Consider the following 16,377-nt stretch of genomic DNA (forward strand, 5'->3'; position numbering starts at 1 on the left):
TTATCAAACTTCTGACTATGAAAAAATACGAACGTACTTTCAAAGAAAATGCAGTTAAATTAAGTTATAAGCGAGGAAAGAGGCAAACTGCAAGCCTTGCAAGAGAGTTGGGAATAGCTCCAAGTTACTTATACCAATGGCGAAAAGACTTTGAAAAGTTTGGAACAGGAAGTTTTTGTGGATCGGGTCACCCTAAATTGACTCCTGAAAAAGCCATAATCACTGACCTTGAAAAGAAAATTAAAAATTCAAAAATTACACTCGAGATTTTAAGTAAAGGAACCAAATATGTTTCTCAAGGGAAAATAATGACTAAAAACTTTATCGAAGAAAATAAATATAAATTTTCAATTGCAAAAATGTTAACTGTATTAAACGTCTCAGAAACCACATATTATCGAACAAAAAAACAAGAACTTACTAATTCAGAAGCTCGAATAATTCTATTAAAACAAGAAATCATGAACATTTATTATGAATTCAAGAGAACATATGGATGTTTTAAAATTACAAAGGAACTACAAAGCAGAGGGTTTAAAATAAAAAACTCATCGGTAAAAAAGTACATGAGAATGTTGGGCTTGCGTAGAAAAGTTAAAAGAAAGTTTAAGTTAACCACTGATTCGCATCATAATTTATATGTTGTTCCAAATGTTTTAAATAGAGAATTTACAGTCAGTGAGCCTGCTAAAGCTTGGGTTTCAGACATAACATATATACAAACAACAAAAGGCTTTTTATATCTAACCATCGTTATGGATTTATTTGATAGAAAAATAGTAGGATGGATTATAAGCACCAAAATGAGCACCAAAGCAACAATTTTACCTGCTTGGAAAATGGCAGTTAAGAACAGGAAAATTACTAAAGATTTAATCTTCCATTCTGATAGAGGTGTTCAATATGCTAATAAAATTTTCGCTAGTACTTTAGACTCTTACAAGTGTGTAATACGTAGTATGAGTCGAAGGCAAAATCATAATGACAATGCCGTTTGTGAAAGTTTTTTCAGCTCTTTTAAAAGAGAATTAATTAACGGGAATAAACTCCTAACCAGGAAACAGATGAGAGCCGATGTATATGAATATATTGAAAATTGGTATAATAAAAAAAGAAGGCATTCATTTTTAGACCATAAAACAATCGAAGAATTTGATAGATTACATTTCATATAATCACATTGAATATTAATAATCCGGCATTGCATTGTTTGCATCGCAATAATAACTTATAACCATTACAATAAAAAAAGGGCATCAAGCCCTTTCAATTAAATCCATTCCTGAATAAGTTGTCACGGGACAACGGCAAGTTGTGTTTTGAGATGCTTGAAATGAATTCAGCATCTCAAAACAACTTGCCCTGCGGGGCTAGAAAACGTCTCCAAAGTCGCCGTTTTATTAAAATTATAAATGGACATAGATTAGTTCGTTGTGCTCTTTTTATTTTCTTTTAAATATTTCTTGTGGAGCATATCCAGTAAGTCACCTTCTTCCAATGGAATCAGCATTTCTATTATTCTCAACAGGCTGTAAACGTATCTTTCAACATGCCTCGGACTATTATTGGTACTGACTTCCATTCCGTCTAATGCCAGCATTCCTGCTTTGAGTAAATCCATAATCATACAAAACAGATCGGAATATCCCTGAACATTTATCTCTAGATTATGTATATCATTTCGCATTTTTGATGCAGGTTTAAGCATTATAAAGTAATGCTCCGGATTTTCAACCAGATCATTTAATTTGATTTTATTTTTTTTCATATCTATATATTTTATTAGTTAAATCAAGTATATATGCATTGATGCAGTAATTTCAGCATTCGGCATTCTCTTTAGATTCATTAACTTTTTTTATCCTTTCAAGCCCTCTTTCACGCATAAGCTCTCCCGCATCAAGCATTTTTATTAAATGGATATACGGAGTTGTAAGATCAATATTACCGTCTCCTTTGTACGGAGACAACGAAACGCTCACTATTTCAGAAAGGAAAAATTCAAACTCCTTAAGGCTTTTCTCTGCAAATGCCTTTCGAAATACGGTGAAAGGATTGTCATATTCCTGCTTTGTCAGTGAAGTGAGATGAAATACATTTTCTGTGCGGATTGACTCTTTCACTCTCCAATTACTGCTTTTTTTATACAGGCAGTAGTATGTTTTCAAAAATGAGCATATTGCTTTATAGAATATAAAAATCTCGCTTGGTCTATCATTACTGCAGATTTCTTCTTTAAAGCTGTACAGTACTGCTTGTGTTAAATTTCGTTTATAGTAGTCAAGATGTGCAAAATCAAAAAGGGCATCAGATGCTTCAAATGGATTTCCTGCCTCAAATCCAGCCCAGAACTTGGTCTCAAAGTTTTTTTTCTTCTTTTTCATGATTTAAAAAATTAGTTATCCTTTTGTTCATTTTTATTTTCGCTATTAATCTCTAAATAAAGCTTGTGCAGTTTATCAAGCCCTTCCGCTTCACTGCACGGCAGTAGCTGTATTGCAATTTCCAAAATACTCGTAAGATGAAAAGCGGGATCTTCGATCTGGCTGGAATTCTCAAGATCTGAATTCTCCAGCGTGTGAAGTGCTATCTTGAGCAGATCCTGTACTGTATAAATGAGTTTTATGTAGCTCGTAAATTTTATATCTGCATGATAAATACCTTCTTTCTCTCTCTGCGGGGTCAATGTTCTAAAATAAAAACTGCTTTTCAGTTCTTTGATAAAATCATCCGCCTTTTTATTTTCATTGGTTTCCATATTCTTTAAATATTTGTTTTGTTTGCTCAGCATACTGCTGATACATTGTTTTTACTTCACTCATAAGCCACTGCATTTTTTCATATGCTGATTCAACAATTTCTGCAGTTAACGGTTCAATTTCTTCTCCCCACTGAACAGCTTTTCGGGCAAGATCAAGCTTTCTTAAAACTTCTTTATCTTCTATGTTATCTAAATCAAAAGTTCCACCTAAGACACTATTAAACTTCGCAATACGCTCCTGCTGGTCTGAAATTTTTCCATCTATCACCCATTCACCCGTTAGAACCCATGAAGCATTAATAAAAACATATCGAAACTGCTCATGTATAACATACAATGCCATTAAATGATTCTCGTTTCCACGGTGGTATTTTAAGTCCCTGCCAATAGTATTGGCCTCTGATATCCACATTTGATAATTTGCAACAGTCTTTTTCAAAAGCCGTTTCATATTTATTTTTTTTATATCCAGAACAGGTTTTCCTACAGTGTTTCTATACACAAGATCTATTTCTTTACAATTGAAAATAAAAAATAAATTTCCTTTTCCGACTTCTCTCTTTATACACTCCCTGTCAAAAAAACAGAATGAAAAAGTATTGTAGTTTTCAATTACTTTCCATAAATGGAAGACAACATCGTCATAGTAATGGGGGCTTTTTTTGCTCACAACAATTGTCAGAATCCCTGTTTTTGATTCTACAGCAGAATCCGAAAAGTAAATACAATCAGCTTCTACAAACTCTACTAAGAGTTTCAATATTTTCTTGACTGTCCGATATTTGGGATGGTCTTTCTGTGTTAAAATATTATAATACATGATCTGTCTGTTTAAAGTTCAGCCGACATCAGCTTCTCAGTACGTCTTAATTCATCTTGTACAACACCTGTGCAGAAACCCGCAAAATCATTGTATCGATCCTGCAAAAGATTCATATCCAGTTCAGAAAAAGTATCTGCACCGCTGTATCTTAGCTGAGCATATGATCTGCTTAATATCGTAAACAGGTTTCTGTCCTGCTCTGTAACCCTCGGAAAGTAACTGCTTATTTTAGGATTAAAATGATCGCAGATTTCCAATAGATAAGAAAGGGAAAAATGATTTGGAGAATACCCCATAAACAAACGGATCATTCCAAGACAGATCTGTTCTGTCATAGTATGGAGCATCAAGCCTTTAAGGGGAGCGTAACATGCCCATTCATAATCTTCCTGCCATTTTTCCATATTGTTTACCACAATATTTCTGTAGCACAGGTATTCTTTTGCTGATGTTATACTGCGAACTGGAAGATCAGCAGATTCAAGAACAGCAGATTCTTTTTTAAACAAAGCCTTTCCATTTTTTACAACATTCAAAAAGAAATACTTCTGATCGCCTGTTGCACTCTTAAGCTCTGAAATATGGTGAATCAAAAGTGTTGCGGTGCACTGCTCTTTGGCTCTGCTTTTAATAATATCAGCCAGATCATGCACTGCATTTACTTTACTTTCTTTAACCAATACTAATAGATAAAGGTGTTTAACCCTTTTTTCCGCTGTTCCAAAACAATAAACCGCCTCAGTCTTAAGATAAGACGTAACGGTATCACTGACAATCTTTTCATAGTCGATTACTCCATCGTTTAAAGTATCTTTATTCAGTTTTGGTTCAATAAAAAAAATGGATTTTTCCTCGCAGTAAGAAAGCTGGTCTTGGAAGATCTTTTTAGTTTCTTTCAAGATGCGGTAAAGTTTCTTCTGTGTTTCTTTAACCCTTTCTTTCTTAATCTTTGTTTTGCCTCCATAAGGAAATTCAATCCTTGCTCTATCAAGCAAATCAGCAATTTCTTTATCCTTATCAAGATCAATATTGAACACCTGCTTCAAAACCGGTGCATACTCCTTTATCGTATTTAAGTGCTCTAGTGTATAATGATTCGAATGAGATTTTCCCATGACCAGTTCTCCTATGATGCCAAAAAGAAGGTTTACCGCCTGATGGATTGTATAGAGTGCCATATAATGGTTATTTGTTCCTTCATAATGCTGGGAACCTCTTCTTAATGATTCTGCTTTGGCTAAAAGCCCGATGTTTTTCTTTACTGCTTTTTTAAGCAGAACAGATACGGCCGGAATATCATTTTTAATCTTAAAATCAAACTCCTCGTTTTTAAACAGACTTATGTTTGATAAATACCACTTTAAATAATACAGGCTCCCATTCTTTAAGCGATGCAGTACATCCCAGAGATTTATAATCACATAAGGAATGGATGGATATTTTTTCAAAACCTTATCTGCCCATTCATACATTTCCGATGCAATCTGCTGTGAATCTTCCCTTAAGATTATAGTAAGTATATAACCTCTTTTACCTGCGGTCTCTGCCTCATGCAGGGTGACCGCTGTAATGTCCATAAATGATTGGAGCTCTCTAACGGCATTCTCCAATTCTTTCTGATCTTGAAATTGAATTGCACTACTCATAATTTTAATTTTTTTAATTAATACTTGTGTGAAAAATTGTATTTTTGTTTAACACACAGGCAAGTAAGTGATTAGTCGTACTGTACCGTATCAATTTGTATTGTACCGTACAAGGCTATTCCTATATCATACAGGAGACTTACTTTTTTATTCTTAATTATTATCTTTGAGCTATGAGTACAGTAACAAAACCAAATCACATAGGGCGAAAAATCAGCCGTATTCGTGAACTAAAAGACATGAAACAAGAAGCTTTAGCCCAGGCTATGGGAACAAATCAGCAGGCTATTTCTATAATGGAAAACAGCGAAACAATAGAAGAAGAAAAACTTATTGAAGTAGCTAAGGCGCTAGGAGTGAGTGTGGAAGCAATAAAGAATTTTTCAGAAGAAGGGGTATTTAATTACTTTAATAATTTTTACGATAATAGCCAAGGTGCTAATTTTGGAAGCAACAATACATGTAATTTTAATCCATTAGATAAATTAATGGAGTCCGTAGACGAAAATAAAAAACTTTACGAAAGATTATTGAAAGCCGAGCAAGATAAAGTTGAATATTTGGAAAAACTACTAAAAGCGAAATAAGCTTTTATAAAAGATATATTAATTCCAAAAAGAGACTTTCGAGTCTCTTTTTTGTTGTCAAATATTTGCATACATTATAAAATAAAACACCATGAATAAAACTATAAAGCTTAGAGTAAAGAAAGAAATTGACAGGGAAAGTGAGCTTAAAGTATTAAAACTAAAAGGGGCATTAATTACTAAAGGTTATACAGAAATTATTCATATTGAAGATGAAAATGAAGATTTCTATGTGCACACTTTTTCAACTTCTACAGACCTAAAAAAAGAAGCAGAAAATTATATATTAGATTATATTTCTTCTCATAATGTAAATGATATTATTACATTACTCAGCACTGTTAAATAGTGTTTTTTTTTTTAAAACTTCAATTGATAGAGATAGAAATGAAATTTTTTTTGACTTATTACTAATTAATTTACATATAGCAATCTTGATATAATAATTATAAATAAAGGCTCAATGATAGAAGATTTAATTAAAAGAACACATACAGATGATTTTTATCAAAACTGCGATTTTAAACTTGAATCATTCAACTTCAAAACATCGGATAATACTGTGGAGATGATTTTTTCAATTAATCAAACCAGTTATGATATTCCAATCGAACATGAAGAGTGGAAAATAACTTGCAGAAACACTGAAAAATATTATGGTTTCTTTTGGAATATTCTCCTGCCATATACTAAATTAAAAATTTTAGATAAACATCCAGCATTACTCCTCTACAATCATAATGAATTGGAATGCGAAATAATTGGAGTACCTAAAGATATTAATCAATTTATTGCTGATATTTCAATGATACTTGAAAGAAAAACCGGAAATTGGATTACTGTCACAGACATCTTATGGAATAGTGAAGAGCATTATAAGCTTTTCAACAAAAGAAATATAAGTATACCCAAATCGATAGGCAAGCCTATCAAAGAAGTTTGCGTAAAACACAACCTTACATTTAAAGTTACCTATGAAGTAACTGGAGAAGACAAACGCTACGCACACAAGCAAAAAAGTAAAATTTTAATATTTGGAAACGAAGATGTAAGTCCAAACGATTTTTATCTGAAACAGCCATATGTAATCGCTGAAGATTTCATAGCTGAACGTATTAAATAAATAAATCATAAAAGGAATCTAGAACAACAGTATTTTGCAAAACTTTCCAAAAATATTATTGATTTCTTTTCAGAATAATCAAAATTGCCCTTTAGCAGAAAAGTAAAATACAAATTAAACTCTAATCTTATTGCGCCCTGGAAAATTCATTGATTATTACTTAAACAGTTTAAACGAAGTAAGAAAACAAAAATAAGAAGAGATAATTAAAAAGAACATTGTTTTTAGCTAGCTTTTTATTGAAAAATCAAATAAATTCAATACTTTTCAGCAAATTATAAGAGACTTAATGGCAATCAAAAAAACCGAATTATATCGTTCATTATGGGCGAGTTGTGATGAATTACGTGGAGGGATGGATGCATCCCAATATAAAGATTATGTACTCACAATGTTATTTGTGAAATATATTTCAGATAAATCAAAGAAAGATCATGATTTTGCAATTGAAATACCACAAGGTGCATCTTTTGATGATATGGTTAATTTAATTGGGAATCCTGAAATTGGAGACCGCATCAACAAAGAAGTCCTAAATAAAATAAAAGAATCTAATGGCTTAAATGATTTTCCCGATTTTAACGATGAAACCAAACTAGGCAAAGGAAAAGATTTGGTAGAAACTGTTTCAAACTTAGTTCGTATTTTTAACGACAATAGTTTAGATTTTTCCAAAAATTCTGCTGAAGGAGACGATATTCTAGGAGATGCTTATGAATATCTGATGCGTCATTTTGCTACGGAAAGTGGTAAAAGTAAAGGACAATTTTACACCCCTGCCGAAGTTTCCCGTATTTTAGCGAAAGTCATTGGTATTAACTTTAAAAATGCTACTACTCAAACTACTGCATATGATCCAACATGCGGATCGGGTTCATTGTTATTGAAAGTTGCTAATGAAGCGGGGAAATCGATTACTTTATATGGACAAGAAAAGGAAACGACTACTGCCAATCTGGCGACGATGAATATGATACTTCACGGCGCTGAAACCGCCGAAATAGTTGCTGACAATACACTAAGCAGACCTGCCTACAAAGAAGCGGATGGCAGTTTAAAGCGTTTCGACTACGTCGTAGCTAATCCTCCGTTTTCCTTGAAAAGTTGGAGCAATGGTGTAAATATTGAAAGTGATGAATACAATCGTTTCGAGCTCGGTGTACCTCCCGAAAAGAATGGTGATTATGCTTTTTTATTACACATAGTACAATCCTTGAAAGCTAATGGAAAAGCAGCTGTGGTTTTACCACACGGTGTCTTGTTTCGAGGAAATGCCGAAGGTGAAATTCGTAAGAATATCTTAAAGAAAGGTTTTATTAAAGGTATCATAGGTCTTCCTGCCAACTTATTTTACGGCACCGGTATTCCCGCTTGTATTATTGTGTTGGATAAAGAAAACTCCACACATCGTAAAGGTATTTTTATGATGGATGCGAGCAAAGGATTGATCAAAGACGGCAACAAAAACAGACTGCGTGAGCAGGATTTGCGAAAAATTACAGATGTATTTACTCAAATGATAGAAGTACCAAAGTACAGCCGTATGGTACCTATGAGTGAAATTGCAGATAAAAAAAACGATTACAACCTCAATATTCCGCGATATATTGATACGCAGGAAAATGAAGACATTCAGGATTTACTGGCACATTTAAAGGGTGGAATTCCAGTGCGGGATTTGGAAGCAATGCAAACCTATTGGAAAGCTTATCCGAATTTGAAAAACATATTATTTTCCCATTTACGTGATGGCTATGTACGGCTCAACGTGGCAACAGCAAATATTAAAACAACCATTTTTGGTCATGAAGAATTTAAGGCATTTAATACCACTTTAGATATAACTTATAATAACTGGCTAAATCACCAAATTAAAGCGTGGGAAAAATTAGACAAACATTGTATTGGTAAAGAGCTGATTGGCAAAATGAGCGAAAGTTTGTTGCAGGCTTTTGAAAGCAATGCTCTGGTACAAGCTTACGATTTGTACCAATACCTTATGGTATATTGGCAAGAAACTATGCAGGATGATGTGTATTCTGTATCCATGGACGGTTGGAAAGCCGGAAATGAATGGACACGTCGTGTAATAAAAGGTAAAAAAGATAAAGACGGAAAACCGGGAAAAGATAAAGAAATAACAGGATTGAGTGGTATAGAAGGCAGGTTGATTTCACCAGAATTAATAATTGAAGTTTATTTTAAAGAACTAAATAACTCACTTGCTGATCTAGAAAACCAATACACCCTAACGCAGGAAGCTTTGAATGAAATTGAAGAAGAGAATATGGAAGAAGATAGCATCTTTGGAGAACTGGATAAAATTAACCTAAAAAATGTAAAAAATCTTTACAAAGAACGAAAAGCTATCCACGCACCAAAAGAAGAACTAAACTACATTAAGAATTATATAGAATCGCAGGAGGCTTTAGCCGGAATTGGAAAACTAATTAAAATTGCAAAAGACAATTTAGAAGATAAAGTCATCGAAAAATATCCAGCCCTGACTGAAAACGAAATTAAAAACACTGTGATTCATCACAAATGGAAAACGTATTTATTGGGTACTATGCGACAGGAACAAAATAAGATTAGCCAAGGATTAACCCAACGTATCAATAGTTTGGCAGAACGGTATGAAAACACATTAGCGACCTCACAAATTGAATTGACACAATCTGAAGCCAAGGTACTAGAGCACCTACAAAAAATGGGATTAGTATGGTAAAGGAAGATTTAAAAAAGCAAACGGAGATGAGATTACTTCCAGAAGATTGGGAGTTGTTAAACTTAGAGGCAAACTTCACTTTAAAAGCGAGAATAGGCTGGCAAGGACTTACAACAGCTGAGTATCTTAATGATGGAGATTATGGATTAGTAACAGGAACTGATTTTAAGAACGGATATATAGATTGGGACAATTGTGTTTTTGTAGAAAAAATGCGATTTGACCAAGATAGAAATATTCAGTTAAAAAAAAATGATGTACTTGTTACAAAAGATGGTACAATCGGAAAAATAGCTTTCATAGATTTTCTGCCTAAACCAACAACTTTAAATAGTGGAGTCTTTGTAGTCAGACCCAAATCTAATAATATCAATAATAGATTTTTCTATTATATATTAATGTCATTTTATTTTGATGATTTTCTATTAAAAATTACAGCTGGTTCTACGATAATACATCTTTATCAGAAAGATTTTGTCAACTTTAATTTTGTATGTCCACCACTTCCCGAGCAAGAAGCAATAGCTGAAGTATTAAGTGATTGTGATGCATGGGTAGAAAGTTTAGAAAAAATAATTTCAAAAAAACGTCTTATTAAACAAGGCGCAATGCAGGAATTGCTAACGCCTAAAGAAAATTGGGAAGTAAAGAAGTTAGGTGAGGTTGCGCAATTTCTCAAAGGAAAAGGTTTGCCAAAATCAGAGTTAGATAGCAGTTTTGAGTATGATTGTATTCATTATGGAGAGTTGTTTACAAGATACAAAGAATTGATCGGAGATGTTTTTAGTCGAACTAATTCGAATATTAATGCTATTATGTCAAAACATAATGATGTTTTAATGCCTACATCTGATGTTACACCAAGAGGACTTGCAACAGCAAGCTGTATTAAAAAAGATGGAGTTATTTTAGGGGGGGATATTTTAATTATAAGATTCTTTATGGAAATCGATGGATTATATTTTTCATATTTCATCAGTAATAATAAAGAAGAGGTTTTAAAATTTGTTAGTGGCTCTACGGTTTATCATCTATACGGAAGTGAACTGTCTAATTTAAATTTTGAATTTCCGTTGCCCACCGAACAAACCCGCATAGCCACAATTTTATCGGATATGGATGCAGAAATCGATGCCTTAGAAAAAAAATTAAACAAAGCACGTCAAATTAAACAAGGAATGATGCAAGAATTACTGACTGGAAGAGTAAGACTGTTATAGAAGATAAGACCAAAGATAGAATTCTCTTAAGCACATGAACTATAGCCAAATCTTATAACGAGGTAGAATTGCTGATGAAAATTTTAAAATTACATTGTAATATATATTTATATCATATGGTGATAAATCTATTTAAATGACTACTTGCCTCACGCCAAAAAAGAACATTATCTTAATTCAAATAATAGTATAAAATTAATGAAGGTATTGAAATAGGATAAATGATATAGTAAAAGATAAGAAAACAAACAAAGTGTAATTAATTGCTAAAGAAGAACTTGTATGATTAACCCTATTGAACGAATAACACAGAATCGTATAGTCCAATTGTTTCAAAATCAATTGAGTTATGAATATTACGGCAATTGGGAAGACAGAACCAATAACAGCAATGTCGAAACTCAATATTTACATCGCTTTTTACGGAAGCAAGGTTACACAGAAATACTCGTTGAAAAAGCAATTAACGAGGTGTATCATTTGGCAAGTTCAAATGCAGGCAATTTGTACGATCGTAATCAAAAAATGTATAATCTACTACGATATGGCGTGAAAGCAAGGCCCGAATTAGGCGAGCAATTTGAAACCCTTTTCGTAATCGATTGGAAAAACTGGCAACAAAATGAATTTGCCATTGCCGAAGAAGTTACGTTGAATAACAAACAGCACAACCGCCGACCTGACATTGTTTTGTACATCAACGGTATTGCTATCGGTATTTTAGAACTAAAGCGAGGAACAGTAGATTTGGCTGAAAGTATTCGCCAGAATATATCCAATCAGAGGGAAATTTTTTCGCAGGGATTCTTCACTACTATTCAAGTTATTTTGGCTGGAAACAACACACAAGGTCTTCGGTACGGAACAATTGAAACACCCGAAAAATACTATTTAAGTTGGAAAGAGGATGAGCATGATAATGAAGGATATAAACTGGACAAATATATATTAAAGCTTTGTGAAAAATCCCGTGTCATAGATTTACTTTACAATGGAGTCATCTACGATGCCGGTGTAAAAAAATTACCTCGGCCTCATCAATATTTTGCTTTGAAAGAAGCACAGGATTTTGTGAAACGAAGAGAAGGCGGTATTATATGGCATACACAAGGTTCAGGCAAATCGCTTATGATGGTAATGCTGGGTAAATGGATTTTGGAAAATATACCAAATTCGCGTATTGTCATTTTAACCGACCGCACAGAACTAGATGATCAGATAGAACGAGTTTTTAATGATGTAGGTGAAAGCGATATAGCCAAAACTAAATCAGGCAAGGAACTGATGCAATATTTACAGGCTCCTAAACCGCGTTTAATTTGTTCTTTAATACACAAATTTGGTAACAGAGGTGATGGAGATTTTGATTCATTTATTAAAGAATTAAGAGAAAATCCTATACAAACACAAGGCGAAATATTTGTATTTGTAGACGAATGTCACCGAACACAAAGCGGTAAGCTAAATGATGCAATGAAAGCTATTTTAAACACTGCAGTATTCATTGGTTTTACTGGAACGCCATTATTGAAAGTAGATAAAAAAACTACGATGGATGTTTTTGGACGGTATATCCACACCTATAAATTTAATGAGGCTGTAGATGATGGCGTGGTAAAAGATTTAATGTATGAAGGAAGAAGCATTGAGCAAAATTTGACCTCACAAACAAAAGTAGATCAATGGTTTGATGCTAAAACAAGAGGCCTAAATGATTTTCAGCGTAATGAGCTGAAAAAAAAATGGGGCACAATGCAAAATGTATTGAGTTCTAAAGGACGAATGGAAAAAATAGTTGCCGATATTGTGGTTGATTTTAGTACCAAACCTCGTTTGGCAAGTCAGTCAGGAAATGCTATTTTAGTAGCGGGAAGCATTTACGAAGCCACGAAATATTATTCTCTTTTTCAGAATAATGAATTTAAAGGAAAATGCGCCATTGTAACTTCATACAATCCGAATATAAGTGAAATGTCGCTGGAAGATACAGGTGCGCAAACAGATACTGATAAAGAATTCATCTACAAGGTTTATATTGAACTGCTAAAAGATGTAAGCCCTAAAGGCAATAAATCTAAAACAGAAACATACGAAAGTGATGTTAAAGAATTATTTCGCAAGCAACCCGCAAGAATGAAACTGCTTATTGTAGTCTCAAAATTGTTGACCGGTTTTGATGCCCCGCCTTGCAGTTATATTTACATTGACAAAAAAATGCAGGATCATACCTTGTTCCAAGCTATTTGTAGGGTTAATCGCTTAGATACAGATGATAAAGATTACGGTTACATTGTAGATTACATGGAATTATTTGGTAATGTCACCGATGCTATTGATGTTTATACATCTGAGTTAGAAAGCGAAGGATTTACAAACGAAGATGTTTCTATACAATTAAAAGACCGCTTGAAGGTAGCATCTCACCGCTTAGAAATTGCCTTGGAAACACTTGAAGCATTGTGCGAAAATGTTCCATCACCGAAAGGAGATTTAAACTTTATTCAATATTTCTGCGGTAATACCGAAAAAGAGCAAGATTTAAAAGCCAACGAATATAAAAGAATGGCTTTGTACAAAGCCATTGTAGAATACATTAGGGCTTATACTAATATGACCACCGATTTTGAGCTGGCAGGATACAATGAAAAATCTATCAAACACTTTAAAGACCGTTTGGATTTCTATTTAAATGTGCGTGAAGTTATTCGTATAGCAAGTAATGAAACAATCGATTTAAAAGTTTATGAAGCCGATATGCGTTTTTTGTTGGATACTTATATCCGCGCAGAAGAATCTATACTAATTTCTCCGTTTGAGGATATTTCCTTGTTGGATTTGATGGAAACTGAAATGACTAAGGCTATTGATAATTTGCCTGCATCCATAAAAGGTAATCAAGAAGCTGTTGCCGAAGTGATTGAAAATAATGTTCGAAGCAAAATTGTTGAAGAACATTTATTGGATCCTAAATATTTTGACGAAATGTCCATACTTTTGACTGAGTTAATTGAAGCTAGAAAACGTGCGTCTATTATGTATCAGGAATATTTAGGGAAAATGGCCAGTTTGGTTCGAATGGTTAATAGAGGCAAGAAAGATGATGCTCCAAAGTCCCTTAACACTAAAGGAAAAGTAGCATTGTACCATACTTTAGATGGGAATGAACGATTAGCCTTAGCTTGTGAAGACGCTGTACAAAATGCTAAACAGGAAGGGTTTCGAGATAATGTAATGAAACAGCGTAAAGTCAAAAATGCAATAAAACGTGTTGTTGAAGATGATACTTTAGCTGAAAAAGTATACAAAATTATTGAACAACATAAAGAGGATTATTAAGTTGAATACACAGATTTTGAAAATAGGAACTTTAGAGATTGAGGTGAAATTCAAACCAATCAAAAATTTGCATTTAAGTGTTCATCCGCCGTATGGAAAAGTAACTGTGTCTTCTCCTGATTTTTTTGAATTGGAAAAAGTTAGAGTCTATCTTACAACAAAAATAGGTTGGATAAAACAAGAACAAAGGAAAATTTCAAGCCAAGAAAGAGAAGCTGAAAAATTATTCATTACAAGGGAAAGCCATCAGTTTTTAGGCAAACGTTATTTGCTGAAAATAAAAGAGTCTGAAAAAAATAAAATTGTTTTAAGACATAGTGTAATTGATTTATATACAAAACAAGTTGCAACTACTGATGCTAAAAAGAAAATACTATACAACTGGTACCGAAAAGAGTTAAGACTTCAACTCTCGACTCTTATTGATCTATATGCATCAATAATGAATTTAAATACTCCTGAATTCGGAATACGTACTATGAAAACCAAATGGGGAAGCTGTATTACTGAAAATAAAAAATTGTGGTTTAATATTGAGCTAGCTAAGAAACCTATAGATTGTATTGAATACATTGTTGTACATGAAATGGTTCATATTCTTGAGAGAAATCACAACAAAAATTTTATTTTAATGATGGACAAATATTTGCCTAACTGGCGCACACAGAAGAAAATTTTGAATGAATTACCACTTTAATATTTTGTAATTAAACATCAAACGATTTAAAGCAGAATTTTTCGTTTATATAATTTATTTTTTTTCAAAACAAGAATTAATCTCTTCATTTAATAATATGCAACTACCATTATCAACATATATTTCAGGGCGGAAAACAGTAGCTGATTGGAATACGATAAGAGCATCTCTGACTGACTTCAATAATATAAGTTTGTGGACAACTGTCTACAATGACTATTTTATTAGAAGGCTTGATGACCGTTATTTAAGCCCGATCAGATCAATAAAACAAGATGGATGTTATACAGGTGAGGGATTTTCCATAATGACAATTATCTGCTCACTTATTGAATTTTTAGAAACAACATATCAAGGAAAAAATTATAGATATAGGCGTACTGGAGACCCACCTCTAGGACAATATGAATATGGAGCAAGTACTCAAATTTTTATTGATTTTCTGATTAATAGAACTCCATTTAATATGCAGTTTAATAGACAAAATGCTGATGATTTTTATAAAAATATAAGATGTGGATTATTACACGAAGCAAGGACAAATGGTAATTGGACAATATGGGGTAATTCAGGTAATAGTATCTTAATAAAGAAAACATCCACAGTAACAATTATTTATAGAGACGACTTTCTTGAAGCTTTACTTAAACTTATTAACGTTGATTACAAATCTGAACTGCTCTCCTCAACCGAAAGAAAAGAAGCGTTTATTAGAAAATTTGATAATCTATGCGAAGAATAGTCACTGATTTATTAATATCATAATAGATTTGCAATACGCTTTATGGAAAGTTGAACTTAATCAACAAGTCCTTAAATATATTATTTAATTTCGTCACAAAGTTCAGGAATCGCTTGCGGGCGCTGGCAAAAAATTCCCCCATAAATGCAGGAAAAAATTCCTGCTTTATTGCGTTGCTTTTTGCGCTTGCTAAGCGATTCCCGGTAGATGTTCCATAATTAATTTAAAATATAGAAATTATGGAGACTTTAAATCAAAACTGGCAGAATGTATCTGAAATTGAACTGATCTACAGAACAAAAGTAAGATCCTCTGAAAGACCACAAATCAAATCTTCCAGAGATGCATACCAACTTGCTCTCTCAGCCTGGGATTGTAATAAAATAGAATTTTTTGAGCAATTTAAGGTATTGCTAATGAATAACGCTCATAAAGCACTTGGAATTTATGAAATCTCTTCTGGAGGAATTGCAGGCACTGTTGTAGACATTAGATTGATATTCTCCGCAGCTCTCAAGGCAAATGCTACATCACTTATGATGATTCACAATCATCCTTCAGGAAACCTTACCGCCTCCGAAGCCGATAAACATATAACTAGAAGAGTAAAAGAAGCCGGAAAACTTCTTGATATTTCATTACTAGACTCACTTATTATAACTAACGAATCTTACTATTCCTTTGCTGATGAAGGCGCTTTATAAGTGCCTTCAT

15 protein-coding genes are annotated in these 16,377 nt (G+C 33.2%); 10 read left to right on the top strand and 5 right to left on the bottom strand.

Going from position 1 to position 16,377, the window contains the following annotated elements; translation table 11 throughout:
• The first annotated feature begins 17 nt into the window (after nt 1-17).
• Nucleotides 18-1,175, top strand: a complete 1,158-nt coding sequence (locus LPB88_RS22660; RefSeq protein ID WP_230717941.1) for an IS3 family transposase — start codon at nt 18-20, stop codon at nt 1,173-1,175.
• 248 nt (nt 1,176-1,423) lie between these two features.
• Here the strand turns inward: LPB88_RS22660 and LPB88_RS22665 are convergent, their stop codons facing one another.
• The 5 genes from LPB88_RS22665 to LPB88_RS22685 are packed head-to-tail and all read right to left on the bottom strand — an operon-like array spanning nt 1,424 to nt 5,230.
• On the bottom strand, nt 1,424-1,768 hold the full coding sequence (locus LPB88_RS22665) for a hypothetical protein (RefSeq protein WP_110348627.1): 345 nt from the start codon (nt 1,766-1,768) through the stop codon (nt 1,424-1,426).
• A 52-nt stretch (nt 1,769-1,820) separates the two neighbouring features.
• Nucleotides 1,821-2,384 carry a hypothetical protein gene (locus tag LPB88_RS22670; RefSeq protein ID WP_230717942.1) on the bottom strand — a complete coding sequence of 188 codons (564 nt, stop codon included), beginning with the start codon at nt 2,382-2,384 and terminating at the stop codon, nt 1,821-1,823.
• Between the two features lie 11 nt (nt 2,385-2,395).
• On the bottom strand, nt 2,396-2,758 hold the full coding sequence (locus LPB88_RS22675) for a hypothetical protein (RefSeq protein ID WP_163401323.1): 363 nt from the start codon (nt 2,756-2,758) through the stop codon (nt 2,396-2,398).
• A complete protein-coding gene (locus LPB88_RS22680) occupies nt 2,745-3,581 on the bottom strand; it encodes a hypothetical protein (RefSeq protein WP_230717943.1) in 837 nt (278 codons plus the stop codon). The genes LPB88_RS22675 and LPB88_RS22680 overlap by 14 nt, the downstream gene beginning before the upstream one ends.
• A gap of 11 nt (nt 3,582-3,592) precedes the next feature.
• Nucleotides 3,593-5,230 carry a hypothetical protein gene (locus tag LPB88_RS22685; protein WP_230717944.1) on the bottom strand — a complete coding sequence of 546 codons (1,638 nt, stop codon included), beginning with the start codon at nt 5,228-5,230 and terminating at the stop codon, nt 3,593-3,595.
• A gap of 173 nt (nt 5,231-5,403) precedes the next feature.
• Between LPB88_RS22685 and LPB88_RS22690 the strand changes: the two genes are divergently transcribed.
• From LPB88_RS22690 to LPB88_RS22730, 9 genes are all read left to right on the top strand, one after another.
• Nucleotides 5,404-5,817, top strand: coding sequence for a helix-turn-helix domain-containing protein (locus LPB88_RS22690; protein WP_230717945.1), 414 nt, complete (start codon nt 5,404-5,406; stop codon nt 5,815-5,817).
• A 91-nt stretch (nt 5,818-5,908) separates the two neighbouring features.
• The gene (locus LPB88_RS22695; RefSeq protein ID WP_230717946.1) at nt 5,909-6,166 is read left to right on the top strand and encodes a hypothetical protein; all 258 of its coding nucleotides are present in this window, start codon (nt 5,909-5,911) and stop codon (nt 6,164-6,166) included.
• A gap of 114 nt (nt 6,167-6,280) precedes the next feature.
• Nucleotides 6,281-6,940, top strand: a complete 660-nt coding sequence (locus tag LPB88_RS22700; protein ID WP_230717947.1) for a hypothetical protein — start codon at nt 6,281-6,283, stop codon at nt 6,938-6,940.
• A 289-nt stretch (nt 6,941-7,229) separates the two neighbouring features.
• Nucleotides 7,230-9,668, top strand: a complete 2,439-nt coding sequence (locus LPB88_RS22705) for a type I restriction-modification system subunit M (protein WP_230717948.1) — start codon at nt 7,230-7,232, stop codon at nt 9,666-9,668.
• Nucleotides 9,662-10,888 (top strand): restriction endonuclease subunit S, encoded by a 1,227-nt coding sequence (locus LPB88_RS22710; RefSeq protein ID WP_230717949.1) that lies wholly within the window; start codon nt 9,662-9,664, stop codon nt 10,886-10,888. The genes LPB88_RS22705 and LPB88_RS22710 overlap by 7 nt, the downstream gene beginning before the upstream one ends.
• Nucleotides 10,889-11,170: 282 nt before the next feature.
• Nucleotides 11,171-14,224, top strand: a complete 3,054-nt coding sequence (locus LPB88_RS22715) for a type I restriction endonuclease subunit R (RefSeq protein ID WP_230717950.1) — start codon at nt 11,171-11,173, stop codon at nt 14,222-14,224.
• A 16-nt stretch (nt 14,225-14,240) separates the two neighbouring features.
• A complete protein-coding gene (locus LPB88_RS22720) occupies nt 14,241-14,921 on the top strand; it encodes a M48 family metallopeptidase (RefSeq protein WP_230717951.1) in 681 nt (226 codons plus the stop codon).
• Nucleotides 14,922-15,018: 97 nt separating this feature from the next.
• Nucleotides 15,019-15,663, top strand: a complete 645-nt coding sequence (locus LPB88_RS22725) for a hypothetical protein (protein ID WP_230717952.1) — start codon at nt 15,019-15,021, stop codon at nt 15,661-15,663.
• A 239-nt stretch (nt 15,664-15,902) separates the two neighbouring features.
• Nucleotides 15,903-16,367 carry a JAB domain-containing protein gene (locus tag LPB88_RS22730; protein ID WP_230717953.1) on the top strand — a complete coding sequence of 155 codons (465 nt, stop codon included), beginning with the start codon at nt 15,903-15,905 and terminating at the stop codon, nt 16,365-16,367.
• Nucleotides 16,368-16,377 lie beyond the last annotated feature (10 nt).

The sequence above is a fragment of the Flavobacterium sp. JAS genome, from assembly GCF_020991455.1.
In the GTDB taxonomy this organism is placed as follows: domain Bacteria; phylum Bacteroidota; class Bacteroidia; order Flavobacteriales; family Flavobacteriaceae; genus Flavobacterium.